The following is a 17,607-nucleotide window of genomic DNA, read 5'->3' on the forward strand; positions in this document are numbered from 1 at the left end:
TGGCCCAAGTGCGAAAATTTCCGCTATTTAGGCGGCGATTCAAATGTTTCAGCCTAGGGGGTATATAAAATTCATAACGTGCCTTCAGCGCAGCCCTATGAGTCAGTAAGGTGATTTTTAAAGTTGGTTTTGAAATGTTTGTCCGAGTGAAGAAAATTTGGAGATTCCTGATTTTCGAGTTTTTCAACACTATCCCCCCAAACCGCCCAAATCCACTGCCGTGACCATATTCGCCTAAAATCGATTCCCCCTTCGGCGCAAACAGGATTGATTTTGGGATTCGCCAATCGTCTCCTAAACTCACCAAATCCGTAATCAATCCTCACTAAAAACACCTCAAAACCCCATCAATATCGCAGTCTCAAACAATTTAATCCTCGCAACTGCAGGCCTATGCTAAACTGTATTCGTTCCCGCTACATGGACAGGCAATCGCGTAGGTTTGTTGTTAGAGGGACGGTGAGGTGGAGCACCGCGAAATACGCGCGCGGAAAGCTGGCCTCGGCGTAAGTCACTTGAGACGCCGCCGATAAAATCACCGCCGCAGGGCCTCTCCTTGTGTTATAGTTATTCCAGGCGTGCCTCAAGGCGAACGCCCTGCGGACGTCCACCTTTATGGACACCGAGTAAATGTTGGCTTTCATTTTAAAAAAGCCGGGGCAGTTGGCAGGGGAGGTTTATCTTAATTTTGTTAGTCCGTCTCGCGACGTCCTCGCGGCGGCCCCAAATACCTCATAAAAAACCTCATCCTGAGGCGATGCGAAGCATCGGGACTCGAAGGATTGATTGCGAAAGCACCCGTCCTTCGAGACGGTCTCCACCCCTGCGGAGTGAAGACCTCCTCAGGATGAGGGTAAAACTTTCATCCTTACTCCCACCAATATGGAAGGCGTTTTTTATTCCCTGTATGTACCTCATTCATGGTTTCGGCCTCATAAAGGCGTCCGCCAACCATGACGTGTTCGACTTTATCGGTGTTACGAATGTCCTCGAGCGGGTTATCGGACAGGATCACAAGATCGGCAAGCTTGCCTTCTTCGAGGGTGCCAATATCTTTGTCAAAGCCCAGATGCCTTGCGGGTTCGGTTGTCGCGGTGCGCAGCGCTTCGAGCGGGCTCATGCCGCCGCGCGCAAAGCTCCACATTTCCCAATGAGAGGCGAGGCCTTCGCGTTGGCCGTGGCCGCCAATAGAGACCATGACGCCCGCATCCATAAGCTTTTTAGAAACAGCTCCCGCCGCGGCATCGGCATAATCTTCTTCCGGCACCATTTGGCGGCGTACGGCGCGGGATTGCAGCACAGCCGGAGGGACATGTTTGGAGAGAATAGGATGTTTCCAGACATCGGACTCCTGATAGTAATAATCCTCACCGCGCACACCGCCATAAGTCACGGAGAGCGTTGGCGTCGAGGCGACATTGGTTTGGGCAAACATCTGCACGACGTCGTCATAAATCACCGAGACAGGCAGGTTATGCTCAACAGAGCTATTGCCGTCCTGCACGAGGCTCATATCCATATGGTAAAGGGAGCCACCCTCGGACACGACCAAAATATTATTGTCATGAGAGGCTTTTACGACCTGTTGGCGTTGGTCGCGGCGGGGTTGATTATAGTTTTTAATGCCATGCGCGCCTTGGTTCTTCAGGCGAGAAATATGTTCCTGCGCATCCTCTTCTTTCTGGATATCCGCAAAGAAGCCAGGGGCTTTGGCGCCGTAAACAACTTCACCCGTGGAATAGGTGCGCGGGGAGAGCAGCTTTCCGGCGCGCTGCATTTCTGCGGCTGCAAAGATTTCATTGGCGCGGTTGGACGGATCAAAGACGGTGGTGACCCCAAGCGCCAAGGTCGCCAGTGTTTTCCAGTTTTGATTTGGGATCAGCTCATCCGTGCCTTGCGGGCCGTGGTAATGGGCTTCGATAAAGCCGGGGACAATGGTTTTGCCCTCCACGTCAACGACTTTTACGCGTCCTTGGACAGAGACATCATCGCCAATGGCCGCAATGCGGTCTCCGTCTATCAAAATGGTGCCTTGCTCTATTACGCCGCCATCTTCATCCGCCATTGTGACGATACGGGCATTGCTCAATGCAATCATGCCAGAGGGTTTATCAGCTTTGACTTTGTAAGAGAGATTTACGCCCTCTTTGGGCGGCTCAAAATCATCCGCCATGGCTTTGGTGGCATCGACGGTGAACAGTGTTGGCCCAAGGGTCCAATTGATCTGATTGTCAGCTGTCCAGCTAGGATAGGTCGCTCCGCCATAGCTGACTTTAGTGACGGGCAGGGCTTTGTCCGATTTACCCGCTGCAAGGTTTTGAGGGCCCTTAAGTGCGGGCATGATGTAAAGATTATAGTTTTCGCGGAAGGCAATCATTCCGCCATCGGGCGAGATATGATAGCTTTGCGCCATTTTAGAGGAGGCATGCTTACGCTCTAATCCACCTAAAACATTTGTAGAGACAAGTGTGGCTTTCCCGTCCATCCGTTTGGTGAAATAGACCCGCATATCATCATCCGCATAATGCGGATTGCTGCCGGATTTACTCACAAGCAGCGCATCGCTCGAATCTGTAGCTTGGACATATATGCCGGTATCAGATGACCATTCGGGCGCTGTTAAAAATCCGCCGGCGCCTTTTTCATAGGTGATGAAGTCACCACTGGGCGAAAAGGCCGGGCGTTTATAATGGCCGGGATTTTGGGTATGGGTCGTGATTTTTCTGGACGCGACGTTAATGGAATGAATCGCGCCGAGATCATTATCATTCCATGTCGTGAAAATGATCTGCTTTGAATCGCGAGACCAACTTGGATAAAGCTCCCGAAGTGTCTCTGGCAATTTCGTTAAGTTTCTGACTTTGCCGGACTTAAGATCTTTCAGGAAAAGTTTTCCAATGCTCTCAAAGACCGCCGTCTTGCCGTCAGGGGAGACTTGGGTAAACCGCGTCATTTTGGTTTCGAATTCATCCGGCGCCACTTCGACAGTTGGGCGCGGAGCGACCATGACAGTGCGGGTATCGTTGACCTCAAAGTCGATATGTTCAATGTCGCCGTCTTCGATGCTCACAGAATGTATCAAGCCATTCGCCCAAAAGTAAATTTTACGGCTATCAGGGCTCCAATCCATGTTCGGATACATGCCTTGAACGCCCCAAGTTTCTTGCATGTCTTGGTCAAGGTGATCAAACACCATCCGTTCTTCGCCGGATTCGAGGTCTTTTATGAATAGTTTTGAATCAGCTCGGACGCGTTTGACGAAAGCCAAATATTTCCCGTCAGGCGAGGGGGCAGGGCGTACTGCGCCGCCAGCGCCGCCGGCAGAGGTGTCAATATCTCCGGTTTCCATATCATATCGCTTGATTTGGAAAAGCTCAGTATTTGAGTCTTGCGCATATTCAAAAATGGGGCCGGGAGTTATGTTTTGGCTGTAATAAATATAATCTCCATCAGGCGAAAACATCGGTTCTCCGAGCTCTTTCTGATGGGCTTCTGATGGCTTTTTCACGAGCTGCACGCCCGAACCTCCGCTGGTGTGATAGAGCCAAATTTCGCCGACACCGAGTGAACGGGATGTTGTGAAATGCTTACGTGCTGCAATGAATTGGCCATCAGGCGACCAAGTCGGATTGTTCAGCAGGCGGAAGCTCTCTTTCGTGACCTGCTCTTTATTCTCGCCGTCAACATCCATCGTCCAGATATTATCACCGCCCGCGCGATCAGAGGTAAAAGCAATGCGGCTACCATCAGGGGAGAAACGCGGCTGCATTTCCCAGGCCATGCCGCTGGCGATATTAGTCGCTTTGCCGCCCGTGATGGGCATGGTGTAAATGTCGCCGAGCAGATCAAAGGCGATTGTCTTTCCATCCGGCGAGACATCAAGGCTCATCCATGTGCCCTCTGTGACATTGATATCAATCTCACGTTTATCACCGGGCGGGTTCATGACGTCCCATTTTTCGTCGGCTTTCTCGGCGCTTTTCGTATCAGTCTGCTCGGAGGCAACAGCAATCACTTTCCCGGCCGCCACCATTTTAACTGTGGGAGCTTTGGCTTTGACGACTTGCTCGGCTTTGGTCTTTTTAGGCTTATGTGGATGGTCGGCCATCGCAGTAAATGCAAGCGCCGTTGTAATGGCAACTCCGCCAAGCAAGATATATTTGAGGGATGTGATTTTTAACGATGTCATGCGATGGCTCCATTATTTTGTCTAGTGTAGGGCGTGCGGCGAGCCGCGTCATGTATACTCGCCCAATAGGGGAAACGTAGCGTTAAAAACGCCGCGCTTAGAATCGGCCCGCGGCTCCGGGAAACACAACGGGCGTTTCACTGCCATCCATCGCGACTGCGCTAACGCCAAAGAAGTAATTATCGATGACCAAATTCTTGAACTCCCATTCATTAACTTTTCCAATAAAGCGCGAATGTGTCCATTCCGGCGCTGTCGTCAGGCGCCAATGCACGCGGTAACCCGCGAGGTTATCCGCATTATCAGGTGTTTCCCATGTCAGCTTGGCTGAGGGCTTAACGGCGCCCGTCGCTTCGACATTAGCCGGAAAGGGCGGCGCGCCCGCCATGCCGGCCATAGTGATCATGTTCAGAGCAGTCAGCTTGGCTGCATAAGGGCCATCCACGCCCTCCATAGTGTCGCCATATTCGACGCCGTCTTCCTCCCGCAAATCCTGATGCTGGCGGTCATAATGCTCGTGTGTTTCCATGATACGGATGCCGGGGATGCCGACTTGGTTAAAGGGGCGGTGGTGGCCGCCGCGTCCAAAACGGTCGAGGCGGTAAACCATCATCACGTCGAGGTTTGTCAGATATTGATCGGCTTGTGCTTTGATATATCGGGCGAGGTTGCGGGAGGGGCTGTCAACTTCTCCGCCCGTGAAGCGCCGCGTGCGGGCTTCGGCTTCTGTTTCATTAGCGCGTGTGCCTTCGGAAAAAACTCGAACGCTAGAATTGTCAATCACGCCATCAATGCCCGAGATATTGGAAATCATGTCATTGTTGAGAACACCCTTAATTTCCCAGCCTTGGTTTAGGGCATAAGCAGCCACAATCTCTCCGCCAAACAGACCCTGTTCCTCACCGGATAATCCGGCATAGATAATTGAGCCCGCATATTTGCGCTTTGACAGAACACGCGCGGCTTCGATCACACCGGCCATACCGGAAGCATTATCATTCGCGCCGGGGCTGTCGGAGGTGCCGTTGAGCGGGTCGGTGACGCGGCTGTCAATATCGCCGGACATCATCACATAGCGGTTCGGGTCAATGCTGCCTTTTTGGATAGCGAGGACGGAAACAACTTCGGTAGGCTCTGGAATACGGCGCTCGCCGCTAATCGTGTCCGAGACATAAATCACTTCAAGACAGCCGCCGCAATCCTTGGAGATTTTTTCAAATTCAGCAAATATCCAACGCCGCGCTGCACCGATACCGCGTGTCTCGCTTTCAGTTTCGGATAGAGTATGACGCGTTCCAAAATCGACAAGGGTTTGGATGTCTGTGCGAATGCGATCGGCTGAGGGCTCCGAGGCAATAGCGTAAATATCTTGCACTTCAGAAGGCGGGCCGTAATCAGATTTTTGAGCTTCTGCGGAACAGGCCATAAGAAAAGCGGTGGAAGCCAAGAGTATTTTGCGCATGAGGTCCTCAGTTGGAGTTAAACTATTATGTGGTCGTCGCGAGCTTAAGAACAGATCCGTAGCCCTGTCTTATTTCCATTGAGTCATGATGCCCAATCATCTCTTTGTGAAGCGCTTTGAGACGGTAGCACGGCACAAACATATAGGCATGATGCTCGACATGATAATTGACCCAATAGGGCCCAAGGAAAATTCTCTCTAAAATATTCGTGTAAGTCGTGCGGGCATGTGTGAGGGGGTTATCATCAAATGTCGTCATGGCATGTTCAGTGATGTTGCGCAAACGTAGTACAACAAAAAACCATGTCATAAGAGGTGCAAGCCAAAGCGCGAAATAAACCCACCAAAACCCCACAAGCGTCAAACTACCTAAGAGTATTGCATTGATTTTTAGATATGGCCAAGGCGAGCTTTTTTGAAAAGCCTCGGACCCTTCTATAATAGGCTTATCTCCTCGCTTCATTTTTATTGAGGCGAATCGTAAGCGCAGAAAAGTTTGTCCCGTAATATCTCGAATGAGTTTCCGTCTTAGGCTTGCTTTTGAGATTGGAAACTTTGCCGACAGCGCAAGGTCAGGGTCAAGCTCACTTTGCGCATAGCGATGGTGCTTAAGATGGTATTTTCGATATTCTCCCAGATCACCTCCATAAGGCGCACCTAAAAGATATTTTCCAGCAAACTCATTGAGCGCTTTGGTTTTAAATAAAATACCATGGGCCGCGTCATGCATAAGGATGGCCAAGCCGTGCTGGCGTGATCCAATCAATAAAAAGGCTAGGATAAATGTGATGGGATTTGGCAACAGGATAAATGTCGCCATTGCACCAATGATGACTGTCCAAACGTGAATAGTAAGCCACGCACCCCACAAGTCAGAACGCATTGCTAGAGCTTTCACTGTCTCGTTTGGGATATAACGGTGCTTCGAAGCCATAAAATCAACATGCTTGGCTACGCTATGGCTGTCAATGCAATGTGAATGAACAATATGGGTGTGCCGCGCGTATAATCCATAAATGGAGACGGCTAATGCTGAAACAAACACTATACGCTGTAGCGTTATTATTGTCTGCTTGTACTCAAGCTGAGGCCAAAAACGATATTCTAAAGGAGTGCAAAATGCATGTGGATTTTGAAACGTCTGAACAGGTCAAGCAATGGCGCGCAGTAAATGACGGCGTTATGGGCGGAAAGTCCTCAGGCGGACCTCGCTTTGAAGAGGGACAGATGGTTTTTGAGGGTGTCATAAACACAAATGGAGGAGGTTTTTCTTCTGTGAGACGGCCAGTAACTCAAGGCGTATTAGCCGAGTCGGACGGGCTGAAGCTGCGCATCAAGTCTGATGGACGTGGCTATAAAGTGACCATGAGAACAAATATAGCTTATCGTGGTCGATTGGTATCCTTTCAAGCGCCCATTCCCGAAACACAGGCCCATGAATGGGAAGAGGTGGAGGTTTCATTCGAAACTTTAAGCGCCTCAATTTTCGGGCGTCCAGTAAGAGGCGCGGAGTTTGATCCGAGCGAGGTCAGTGAATTAGGTCTTATACTTGCTGACGGACGTGACGGCCCATTCAGGCTTAATGTTAAATGGATAAAGAACTGTGCTTAAGTCTCGAGACCTTAAGGTGTGAAACTCTTCTAGTGATGACCTAAAGACAAATTTTCAAAAAATACGCGTATCATGTTGCAGTTTAGCTTTGATTCCTCTTAAGTCCGCGCGTGGGGGCGGGATCTTGTCCTTTTGTTGCGAATGACAGCTTAAGAGAACCGTGAATGAGCGCTAAGGTCAAGGATTTAGATGAAGATGGCGCGGCACGTGTGCCTAACATTTTCTCCTATAAAGCCTTCATAAGTTACAGTCATAAAGACGAGAAATTTGTACGCCGTTTGCACCGAAAGCTTGAGAGCTTTCATATTCCGGCAGACGGGACAAGCCGCCCTAAATCACTCAAACCCATTTTCCGAGACCGTGATGATCTCAGTGCCGGATCGAAACTGAGTGAAAAGTTGCGAGATACCTTGAAGGCCAGTGAAAAACTCATCGTCATTTGCTCACCAAATGCGGCGCGATCACACTGGGTGAATGAAGAGGTTTTATATTTCAAAAGACTAGGACGCTCAGATCACATTTTCACTGTTATCCTTGATGGAGACCCCTTCGCTTCTAAGACAGAGGCGACGTCTGAGACCGAGTGTTTTCCCAAAGCGCTTCGTTATAAAATTTCAGATGATGGTACGTTAAGCGACGAGCGGGAAGAGCCTTTGGCGGCAGATTTCAGGCCTCAAGGTGATGGTAGAAAGCTGGGATTCATAAAACTTGTGTCAGGTCTTCTGGGCATGAAGTTGGATGATTTGGTTCGTCGAGATTTGGCTACGGCGCGGAGGCGGTTTGCAGGAGTTTTGGTTTCCTCGGCGATAATCATAAGCCTTTTAGGAAGCTTAACGTGGTTCGCTATGAACTCTCAAAAAGAGGCATATGCGCGGAAAAAAGACGCGGAAGATTTTGTAGAATTCATGTTGAGCGACCTTCGCGAAGACTTAGAACCATTTGGCCGCTTAGATTTGATGGAGAGTATTGGGGATAAGGCCGCACGTTATTATGAGCAATTTAATCCTACTGATTTTGCTTCTGATGAGGATTCTAACGGAAGACGTGCCAGAGCTTTGCATTTCATTGGTGAGCTTAAATACACCATAGGCGCAACTGACGAAGCTGATAGATATTTTAAGCAAGCTTACGCCATAACCCAAAATGCAATCATTTTAGCGCCAACAAACCCCGACCGTGTTAGAGAGCACGCCTTGAGTGCATATTTACAATCAAAGACATTAAGACGCCGCGAGAACCGTGCTGAAGAATTGACGTATCTGGAAGAATATGAGCGCTTAGCCAAGGAGCTTTCCAAATTGGAGCCCCAAAGTCAGGACGCCGTAGCTCATCGCGCAATTGCTAAGACGAATTTAGGGCGATTGAAGCTCCGCACTGGCAATGTTAAAGAGGCTACCGCCGAGCTTGAAGCCGCTGATACACTGTTCAAAGGCATTGTTCAGAAGGCAGCGGATGTAGATGTCACCTTGAGTCACACCGAAAATTTGGCATGGCTAGCAGAGGCATATCGCGCGTCAGACCTTTTAGATGATGCTCATTTTATAAGAGCGCGTCAGGTCGATATTTTAAAAGCGGAATATCAGCGATTGCCAAAGGATTTCAGACTTCTTGAAGGTTTGATTTATGCTCATATCGGTTTTGGAAATGCAGCTAGAGGAATTAAAGACTATGGAGCGGCACAAAAATCGCACCAATTTGTTCTGACAAAATCTAATGAAGCATTAGAAGTTGAGCCGGGGCGAGAGAAAATGATGCGGGCGAAAGTTGCCGCTTTATTTGGGCTTATGAACACATCTCTTGATCGCTTAGATTTTGACAGCTGTAAGTCTTATCGCCAACAAATCGAAAACCTACAGAGCGAGCCCATGGTGACATCTTTAAAGGATAGTCTCTATTGGACCACTCACTTACCGAAATCCTTATCGGTATTTGACCGTAAATTTGAGGAAGCTCTAACGAATTATGATCTTTGATTGCTCATCAATTGTATTAATATTATGCCGTAACTGACTTGACGTTCTCCCTAAGTTCATTGATTTGTAACTATATGTTACGCTTACTTCTTTTGACCTCTACGGCTTTTTTGTTCACGGCTTGTCAGCAAGCCTCGGCCCAAAAAAAAGACATGGAACGCTCAACTGAACGCGGAGCCGCTCTTTATGCTGAATTTTGTGAAAGCTGCCACGGCGTGAATATGGAGGGCGGAATGGCGCCGTCCATGGCGGATGAGAGCTGGGCTTATGGCGGCACAGTTGCGGATATTCGCCGTATTGTTACGCAGGGTTTGGAAGAGGTTGGAATGCCGGCTTTTGGTGACGTTATTCGCGGCCAAAACTTGGATGACCTTGTGACTTATATCCATAGTGATCTGAGTTCTGAGAAAATTCCTGCCGTTGAAAACGTTTCCTCTGTGGAAGAGCGCGTAAAGATTGAAGACTGGGCGACTGACTTGGACGAACCTTGGGGCATGCACTTCATTGCTGATGACACAGCTTTAGTCACAGAAAAAAGCGGTAAACTTTGGCAAGTCAGTTCAGTGGGCCGCATAGAGATAAAGGGCATTCCGGAGTCAGTTGATGAGAGGCAGGGCGGTTTGCTTGATGTCGCAACAGATCCTGATTATGCGAATAATGGGTGGGTCTATCTGAGTTATACCCATGCCGATAAAAAAGACCGCAAAGCCTTGATGACAAAAATATCACGTGGCCGCATTAAAAATGGGCAGTGGACAAATGAGCAAACCTTGTTCCAAGCCAAGCCTGAGGATTACATCAAGACAGGTTTTCACTTTGGATCGCGCATTACATTTGATGATGAAGGTCACCTTTATTTCGGAATAGGGGATCGTGGTAAAAAAGATGAAGCACAAGATCTGACACGGCCCAATGGAAAAATTCACCGCATCATGCGTGATGGTTCTATTCCCGAAGATAATCCTTTTGTCGAAATTGAGAACGCTTATCCGTCAATCTACAGCTATGGCAATCGTAACCCGCAAGGCACGATTGTTCATCCGCAAACGGGTGTTGTGTGGGAGACGGAACATGGCCCGCGCGGCGGTGATGAGCTTAATGCGATCAAGTCCGGCGTGAACTATGGCTGGCCTAAAATTTCCTATGGTATCAATTATAACGGTACAGAGCTGACGCCGCATACGGCCTTGCCGGGTATGGAGCAGCCCGTCAGTCAGTGGACGCCGTCAATCGCCGTTTGCGGCTTGGATGTTTACACGGGTGATCTTTTCCCCGAGTGGAAGGGCCGCTTATTAGCTGGGGCGCTTGCTAATCAAACTGTTCGCCTGATTGATGTCGAGGGTGAAACTTACAAAGGTGAGGCTATTTTAATAAAAGATAAAGGACGCGTTCGGGACGTGACCATAGGGCCTGACGGGGCTATATATGTGGCGTTGCCTAGTCGAATCGTTAGGCTCACACCAAACGAGTAAAAGAGGGACGTCATGCCGTTAAGGGCTTATTGGAAAGCTAAACTTGAATCCGGTTATCATGGGTTTCGTGAAGGCGATTATATAAAACAAAAAAGGCTCTATGAAAACTTGGGCACCAAGGGGCAGCATCCCAAAATTATGCTGATAGCTTGTTCGGACAGCCGCGTTGACCCGACTGATATTTTTAATGCATATCCCGGCGAAATGTTTGTCGTACGCAATGTTGCGAATATTGTCCCGCCGCTTGACGCGACTTCAGGTTATCATGGAACCTCTGCGGCTATTGAATACGCAGTTAAAAATTTAGAGGTTCAAGAAATTGTTGTTATGGGCCATGAGAGTTGTGGGGGTATTCAAGGCTGCCTCAACGGTATGGGTCATGATCCTGAAGCAGGATATGTAGGAAAATGGGTGTCCATCATAAATGATGTTCGAGAGCGTGTATTAGCTCGTAACCTCCCCGAAGAAGAGATTCAGCTCGAAATGGAATTGGAGGGCGTTCGGCAATCACTTGAAAACCTCATGACATTTCCATTCGTGCGCGAGGCTGTTGAAGCAAAAAAGTTAGTCCTGCAAGGGGCTTATTTTTCAATTATTCAAGCGCGTCTTATGTTGGCAAACCCTGATGGTGAATTTGAGATAGTTGAGCCTAGGCTGCCTGAGCCCCTATAACCCCGTAAGGATCAATGCCATTGGCGTGCATTGCCGCATGAACCTTATGATATTGAGTCGCAGGTTTAATGTTTAGCCGCTTGCGAGCCTCTTCGAGATTTTCACTTAAAAGTGACATGATATCTTGCTGGCATATATTTTCAGCTAGTGTTCCGTTTTTCCTCGCTTCTCGGACGGCCTTCCAAACAGGCGAGCCTTTAGGCGCATATTTACGGACTTCGAGAGACGCCATGTGAGCGATGAAATAAATGCCTAAGCCGCCATGCTGGCCATGCGTAAAGTTTAGAACACAGGCTTCACCCAAGGCATCACGGCTGTAACCTGTCATGATATGCATCAAATCATGCACATCGCGTCGGCGATATCCAAACCACGCCACGTCCTCTGAATAATAATCTTCTAGTGAGTTATCAAAGCGGTCATATTCATCAACGAGGCCTTGAGCGGACAGACCTTGGCTTTCCATAAAATCACAATAATGCTGCCCGACTGAGCCCATAGGTAGTTTGCGTAACTCCTCATGATTATCGAGAAGAGGAACAAGTTCTTTGCGGTCAGCGTAGCGGGCTTGGCCATCAGATGTAGACATGAAGCGTTTAAAGTCTTTTTCGAGGTTGGAGCCATCCAAGGCCTCGACAATATAGAAGACTTGTGTGGTGTCTTCCTTATCTTTGATAAGATTGCGAAAGTGCTTATAAGCTTTGATAGGTCTGATACGGCGTGATGTCATGATACGTTGTTACGCCATGATCCGTTATTTTTCAATAAACGAGTGTGAATGGCGATATTTCAGAAACGCATTCTTATATGATTAAATCCAGCTCTTTCAATTTAGGGACAACACCCACATTTCGGTCAACATGAAAAGATGTCAGGCCAACTGATTCTGCGGCTTGGACATTTTCAACAGTATCATCAAAGAACCAAACATGTTCTGCCGAGACGTCCATATCTTTAAGAGGTATCATATAACTCTGCGGATCAGGTTTAGCGCTATTTATGAGGTGCGAAGCGTAACTGTGATCGAAGTAAAGATTTACATCAATATGGGTTTTTAAATGCTCCCAATGAAGTGCATTCGTATTGGATAGACACGCCAAGATATAATGTGGTCTCAACGCCTCTAGTGTCTCTTTCGTATGGCTATAGCACTCTTGAACCCAGCTGTTCCAAAGCGACTTTGCAGCCTCACGGGGCGTATCTAGATTAAACCGCGTGATGAGTTCATCCGCAAATTCATCATCTGAACACGTTCCGATTTCATAGGCCTTAAAGACGTCCGAAGTGGCAAAGCGTTCTATGACTTCTTCACGCTCCAATCCTGTCAATAAGGCGAGAGCGTCAAGACCGACCCAACGCACTATTACGCCGCCAAGGTCGAAAAGAAGAACTTTAGGCTTTTGCATTACAATGCGTAGCTAGGCCGGGCTTTCATACGCTTATGCCACTCCAATAGTGCCGTATGCGAATCCTGCGGGAAGGCTTTGACCCATTTTGCAAAGTCCACGACGATTGTCGCCGTGATGTCGGCGACAGAATAGTTTTGACCCGCGACATAATCATTTTCTTTCAGCTGGTCATTCAAGTCTTCAAAGAACCACCCGATTTGCTTGTGACCTCTCTCAGCAAGTTCTGGGATTTGCGTCACATTACGCGGCCCGGGTAAAGCGCGGTCTTTCATAGCGGGCGTGGCGTTACGCAAGGCGCTTGCGATAGACATTAGGCCTTCCATCTCACAGCGCCAATTCCATTTTGCGACAAGCGCTTTTTCAAGAGGCGTAGAGCCGAGCATAGGCACATCAGGATAAACGGCTTCCAGATAGGCAGCTATTTCTGCATTTTCGGTGAGCACGCCTTCATCTGTCACAAGAGCGGGTACGGTACAGCGCGGATTTACGGCCCGAAATTCAGCGCTCATTTGCTCGCCCTTGCGTAGGTCAATTTGCACCGTTTCATGCGCAATGCCCTTTTCAGCAAGTAACATACGGGCGCGGCGGGGGCTTGGAGCCGTTGAGCAATCATAAAGCTTGAGCATAGGGTCTGTCCTCGTTAAGTCTGGAAATAAACAGGAGTAGCCTATGACAGTCCCCGTATCAATTAAAGCTCTTTTAGGTGCCGTAGCCGCCATTGCGATGACCGCTTGCGAGCCTAAAACAGAGTCGCCACAAGACGCTTTCTTTGATGATTTGAAAAGCCATTGCGGTAAAGCCTATGCTGGAAAATTAGTCAGCAATGATGCCGTAGATGCAGATTTTGGCAGCAAAAAGATGATCATGCATGTGCGTGACTGTAGTGACACTGTGCTTCGTATCCCGTTTCATGTCGGGGATGATCATTCCCGCACGTGGGTTATTTCAAAAACTGCAAACGGCTTGCGCCTCAAGCATGACCATCGCCATGAAGACGGCAGCGAAGATGCGGTCACACAATATGGGGGTGATACGATTTATGAGGGTGCGCGCTCACGGCAGGTCTTTCCAGTCGATCAATATTCTATTGATATGTTTCTTAGAGAAGGTCTCGACGTTTCAATCGTCAATATCTGGGCGGTTGAAATTAACAACGCTAAATTTGCCTATGAACTCTCACGTCCCAACCGGCATTTCAGGGTCGAGTTTGACGTAACGCAGCCTGTTGATCTACCGCCCGCGCCATGGGGCATGTAGCGGCCAAATTCGTTCCTGTGAAACGATTTTAGCGAAGTGCCTAAAGGCTATGCCTTTAGGTCCGGGCGTCAGAGCCAGGCTGCGTATAAAGTAGGAGATACATAAATGGATTCAATCAAACATATCCTTAAACCCCGCGAGAAAGATATTGGTGAGTTTTCCGTGCGCCGCGCATTGCCCTTTATAAAGCAGCGCTCTATTGGGCCCTGGATATTCTTTGACCATTTTGGGCCCGTAGACTTTGCGCCAGGTGAGGGTATGAATGTCCGTCCGCATCCGCATATCAATCTGGCGACCGTGACTTATCTGTTTGAAGGTGAAATTTATCACAGAGATACGCTCGGTAATGCGCTGCCAATACATCCCGGAGCCATAAATTTAATGGTCGCTGGAAAGGGGATTGCGCATTCTGAACGCACACGGGATGAATTGCGAGAGACAGGCTACCGCCTTCATGGGCTGCAATTATGGCATGCTCTGCCCGAAGAATTTGAAGAGGTTGAACCCGCTTTTTATCACACACCCGCCGCCGATATTCCATCTGTCGAAACGGACGGCGTGACAGTCCGGGTCATGATGGGCACAGCTTTTGGCGCAACGTCGCCCGTGAAAACCTTTTCACCTAACCTGTATTTAGAAGCGGATATGCAAGACGGTGCAACTATGGATGTTCCGCAAGCTGAAGAGCTTGGTATCTATGTTGTCAAAGGAGAGGCCGATATTGATGGTGAGACCGCACCCATAAACGCTATGAGTGTTCTGAACCCATCAGCTAAAGTCATCACGGCAAAAGGTAGCACGCGCCTCGCTATAATTGGAGGGGCCCCTTTAGGGAAACGTCACCTCTGGTGGAATTTTGTTTCATCTCGCAAAGAGCGGATAGAACAAGCGAAAGAAGATTGGAAAAATGGCGCGTTTGGTGATGTGCCAGGTGACAGTGAAGAGCGGATACCGCTGCCAGATTAAGGCGAGGCAGTAAGGCTATATTTAGACCGTATGGCTTTCAAAATATTATAAGGATACGAGTGGGCACTCAGCAAAATAGCTGAACACGCGGCCACTCAGAAAGAGACTCATGTTCAGTTTTTATTTAGCTCATGAATATTGGTTTGCCGCCGCGCAACTTAGTCTGGCCATGCTCGGGATGGGCGCTACCCTAACCCCAAAAGACTTTAAGGGCATTGTCGAAACACCGCGCGCATTTACAGTAGGCATGTGTTTGCAATTACTTTTGGTGCCCCTAGTGGCTTTTCTTTTCATAGCGTTCTCGGGCGCTGCTATAGGCGTTCTTATCGGTCTAGCCTTGCTTGCAGCCATTCCAGGAGGAACCGTCTCGAATATATTCACCTATATGGCAAAAGGGAACATTGTGCTTTCCATTGCGATTACGGCTATCACAACGATTGGCTGTCTAGTTACAACACCCATCGTCTTAAACTTGCTAATTTCTCAACATATGCCTGCAGATTTTGTAATGCCAGTGGGACGGATCGCTTTTGAAATTTGTATCTTTCTGCTTATCCCTTTGGCTTTTGGCATGGCGATAAATGCGAAACTTTCTAATTATGCGGCGAAGATATCTAAATTTGGTATTTATTGTTCCATTTTTATCATTCTCCTGATTGTAATTGGGTCAGCAGGAGCGGGCCGTTTAGATTTGAGTTCGTTTGGCACATCAAATATTCTGACTATTTTAGTCTTTGCGTTAGCTCTTTTAACGCTAAGCGTTATCGTGCCAAAAATACTTCGTTTGCCGACCCAAGACGGAGCGGCAATTCAAATCGAAATCACGGTTCGTAATACAAATCTAGGCTTACTGTTGAATGCATCTTTATTCCCAGTCGGTAACGCCTTGGGGGGAACGGTACTTATGACGTTGTTATTATATGGAGCGGTTATGTTGCTATTGGGCGGTGGTTTGATTACTTATAATCGTAATATTCATAAAACCGTATGAAGCTTATAAATTAGGTGGCAAAAATTTGGTTTGGATCTTTAAAACTCTTAAATTCCAGTGCGTTGCCTGAGGGATCAAGGAAGAACATTGTGGCTTGCTCGCCAGTCTCTCCTTTGAAGCGAATATAAGGCTCAATCACAAAATCGGTCTTTGCCTCAATGAGGCGCGCTTTTAAATCGTGCCATTCATCCCAACGCAAAACCGCGCCGAAATGCCGGACGGGAACGTTTTTGCCGTCTACGGGATTTGTGGGCTCAACACTGCTAAAAGCTTCTGGTTTTACGTGAAAGCTTACCTGGTGGCCAAAGAAATCGAAATCGATCCATGTGTCAGCTTCGCGGCCTTGGTTGCAGCCTAAGACTCCCGCATAAAACGCGCGAGTCTCTTCTTTGTCTTTAACAGGATAGGCGAGGTGGAAGACCGAAGTCATAATGACTCTATTTAGGCCCGTAAGCGTAATCGCCACCTTTTTCGAGGGCACGAAGATAGGCGGGGCGCTTATGAATTTTTTCGACAAATTCGTTACAGGCTTCATAGCCTTTAAGTCTTCCGCGAGCTTTGGCGGCTTCTAGCGGGAAGATCATTTGAATATCCGCGCCTGTCATCATATCGCCGGCAAAATATTCATGACGAATGAGGCGGTATTCACAATAATCAAGTACACCTTTGATTTCATTCATGATGATAGGCTGTATAGGGGCGGCGGCTTCGCCGAGATAGCCTGTGTAGAGCGCCAATAAGAGCGGTAACATCGCTGACCCTTCCGCAAAGTGCAGAAAGTGGACATAGTCTAAATATTCGGGCGCGTCGCGCTCGGGGCGGAGCTTTCCTTTTCCGTATTTGTCCAAAATATAAACAATGATCGCGCCTGTTTCCGCGACAATGTCATCACCATCTTCAATCACAGGGGATTTGCCCAAAGGATGAATAGCTTTTAGCTCTGCCGGGGCACGATTTGTGTCTGGATCGCGCTTATAGTGCTTGATTTCATAAGGCACTTCCAATTCTTCGAGCAGCCAGAGGATGCGTTGTGACCGGGAGTTATTAAGGTGGTGTACGATAAGCATAGAAGCTTAGTGAACGGGATATGCGGCTTAGGCAAGCACCTTTTTAGGTCCATCATTTTTTTTGAATTGAATGGACCGAACAGCGCCGCTCAGTTTAACATCAACATTATTGAGTTGCCCAGGAATTATATCTCTTAGCATTGAAGCCGAAACTAGTAGCTCCGTTGGGACGGTTTTCATTTTGGCTTGTTGGTAGACATAGACAGTTTTTGCTTCTGTTTCAGCGCCTAAAATCTCAAGATCTATTGGCGCTCCCGCAGATAAAAGAGAAAAATGCTTTTCTGTGTAGAGGGCAAGCTGAGCACGGGCTTTAAGAGAAAAAAGGTCAGGCCTGTCAATAATGCCCGCAGCGGCAAGAGCCGTTTCAGCATCGTGCAGATGATAGCTGTGAATGACATTGAGCATTTTCTCGTCTGCGTCCCATTCAATGGTCGTGAGAGTCTTCTTTTCCCGGTGTGCAGATGCAGAGAAAGGAAGGCCCGCCATGATGGCAGCCCCGCTTAAAATTTGAGATATATTACGACGTGTGAACATAAGC

16 protein-coding genes are annotated in these 17,607 nt (G+C 48.3%); 7 read left to right on the top strand and 9 right to left on the bottom strand.

Going from position 1 to position 17,607, the window contains the following annotated elements; all coding sequences use genetic code 11:
- Nucleotides 1–868: 868 nt before the first annotated feature.
- The 3 genes from F569_RS0110145 to F569_RS0110155 all read right to left on the bottom strand — a co-directional run bounded on the left by F569_RS0110145 (nucleotide 869) and on the right by F569_RS0110155 (nucleotide 6,534).
- On the bottom strand, nucleotides 869–3,946 hold the full coding sequence (locus tag F569_RS0110145; protein WP_456077559.1) for an amidohydrolase family protein: 3,078 nt from the start codon (nucleotides 3,944–3,946) through the stop codon (nucleotides 869–871).
- A 340-nt stretch (nucleotides 3,947–4,286) separates the two neighbouring features.
- Complete coding sequence (locus F569_RS0110150; RefSeq protein ID WP_026942121.1) at nucleotides 4,287–5,651, bottom strand: M28 family metallopeptidase; 1,365 nt, start codon at nucleotides 5,649–5,651, stop codon at nucleotides 4,287–4,289.
- Nucleotides 5,652–5,676: 25 nt separating this feature from the next.
- Complete coding sequence (locus tag F569_RS0110155; protein WP_162143765.1) at nucleotides 5,677–6,534, bottom strand: fatty acid desaturase family protein; 858 nt, start codon at nucleotides 6,532–6,534, stop codon at nucleotides 5,677–5,679.
- 146 nt (nucleotides 6,535–6,680) lie between these two features.
- Between F569_RS0110155 and F569_RS0110160 the strand changes: the two genes are divergently transcribed.
- The 4 genes from F569_RS0110160 to F569_RS0110175 all read left to right on the top strand — a co-directional run bounded on the left by F569_RS0110160 (nucleotide 6,681) and on the right by F569_RS0110175 (nucleotide 11,379).
- Nucleotides 6,681–7,262, top strand: a complete 582-nt coding sequence (locus F569_RS0110160) for a CIA30 family protein (protein WP_051279712.1) — start codon at nucleotides 6,681–6,683, stop codon at nucleotides 7,260–7,262.
- Nucleotides 7,263–7,426: 164 nt separating this feature from the next.
- Complete coding sequence (locus tag F569_RS19005; RefSeq protein WP_026942124.1) at nucleotides 7,427–9,235, top strand: toll/interleukin-1 receptor domain-containing protein; 1,809 nt, start codon at nucleotides 7,427–7,429, stop codon at nucleotides 9,233–9,235.
- 74 nt (nucleotides 9,236–9,309) lie between these two features.
- Nucleotides 9,310–10,707, top strand: coding sequence for a PQQ-dependent sugar dehydrogenase (locus F569_RS17480; RefSeq protein ID WP_051279714.1), 1,398 nt, complete (start codon nucleotides 9,310–9,312; stop codon nucleotides 10,705–10,707).
- A 12-nt stretch (nucleotides 10,708–10,719) separates the two neighbouring features.
- Entirely contained in the window at nucleotides 10,720–11,379 is a 660-nt protein-coding gene (locus tag F569_RS0110175; protein WP_026942125.1) for a carbonic anhydrase, read from the top strand.
- On the opposite strand, the gene F569_RS17485 is transcribed toward F569_RS0110175, so the two are convergent.
- The 3 genes from F569_RS17485 to F569_RS0110190 form a co-directional block, all read right to left on the bottom strand.
- Nucleotides 11,357–12,109, bottom strand: coding sequence for a Coq4 family protein (locus F569_RS17485; protein WP_034388167.1), 753 nt, complete (start codon nucleotides 12,107–12,109; stop codon nucleotides 11,357–11,359). The genes F569_RS0110175 and F569_RS17485 overlap by 23 nt on opposite strands.
- Nucleotides 12,110–12,182: 73 nt before the next feature.
- A complete protein-coding gene (locus F569_RS0110185) occupies nucleotides 12,183–12,785 on the bottom strand; it encodes an HAD family hydrolase (RefSeq protein ID WP_026942126.1) in 603 nt (200 codons plus the stop codon).
- Entirely contained in the window at nucleotides 12,785–13,414 is a 630-nt protein-coding gene (locus F569_RS0110190; RefSeq protein WP_026942127.1) for a glutathione S-transferase family protein, read from the bottom strand. The genes F569_RS0110185 and F569_RS0110190 overlap by 1 nt, the downstream gene beginning before the upstream one ends.
- A gap of 43 nt (nucleotides 13,415–13,457) precedes the next feature.
- Here F569_RS0110190 and F569_RS0110195 point away from each other — a divergent pair, with 43 nt between their 5' ends.
- From F569_RS0110195 to F569_RS0110205, 3 genes are all read left to right on the top strand, one after another.
- Nucleotides 13,458–14,045, top strand: a complete 588-nt coding sequence (locus tag F569_RS0110195; RefSeq protein WP_026942128.1) for a hypothetical protein — start codon at nucleotides 13,458–13,460, stop codon at nucleotides 14,043–14,045.
- Nucleotides 14,046–14,150: 105 nt separating this feature from the next.
- Nucleotides 14,151–15,011, top strand: a complete 861-nt coding sequence (locus F569_RS0110200) for a pirin family protein (protein ID WP_026942129.1) — start codon at nucleotides 14,151–14,153, stop codon at nucleotides 15,009–15,011.
- A gap of 109 nt (nucleotides 15,012–15,120) precedes the next feature.
- Nucleotides 15,121–16,002 carry a bile acid:sodium symporter family protein gene (locus tag F569_RS0110205; RefSeq protein ID WP_026942130.1) on the top strand — a complete coding sequence of 294 codons (882 nt, stop codon included), beginning with the start codon at nucleotides 15,121–15,123 and terminating at the stop codon, nucleotides 16,000–16,002.
- Nucleotides 16,003–16,012: 10 nt separating this feature from the next.
- Here the strand turns inward: F569_RS0110205 and F569_RS0110210 are convergent, their stop codons facing one another.
- Genes F569_RS0110210 through F569_RS0110220 form a run of 3 tightly spaced genes read right to left on the bottom strand, consistent with a single transcriptional unit; the run spans nucleotide 16,013 to nucleotide 17,603 of the window.
- Nucleotides 16,013–16,432 (bottom strand): VOC family protein, encoded by a 420-nt coding sequence (locus F569_RS0110210; protein WP_034388169.1) that lies wholly within the window; start codon nucleotides 16,430–16,432, stop codon nucleotides 16,013–16,015.
- 7 nt (nucleotides 16,433–16,439) lie between these two features.
- Nucleotides 16,440–17,069 carry a glutathione S-transferase family protein gene (locus tag F569_RS0110215; RefSeq protein ID WP_026942132.1) on the bottom strand — a complete coding sequence of 210 codons (630 nt, stop codon included), beginning with the start codon at nucleotides 17,067–17,069 and terminating at the stop codon, nucleotides 16,440–16,442.
- A gap of 27 nt (nucleotides 17,070–17,096) precedes the next feature.
- Nucleotides 17,097–17,603, bottom strand: coding sequence for a DUF6702 family protein (locus F569_RS0110220; RefSeq protein WP_026942133.1), 507 nt, complete (start codon nucleotides 17,601–17,603; stop codon nucleotides 17,097–17,099).
- Nucleotides 17,604–17,607 lie beyond the last annotated feature (4 nt).

It is taken from the genome of Hellea balneolensis DSM 19091 (assembly GCF_000428525.1).
Taxonomy (GTDB): Bacteria; Pseudomonadota; Alphaproteobacteria; order Caulobacterales; family Maricaulaceae; genus Hellea; species Hellea balneolensis.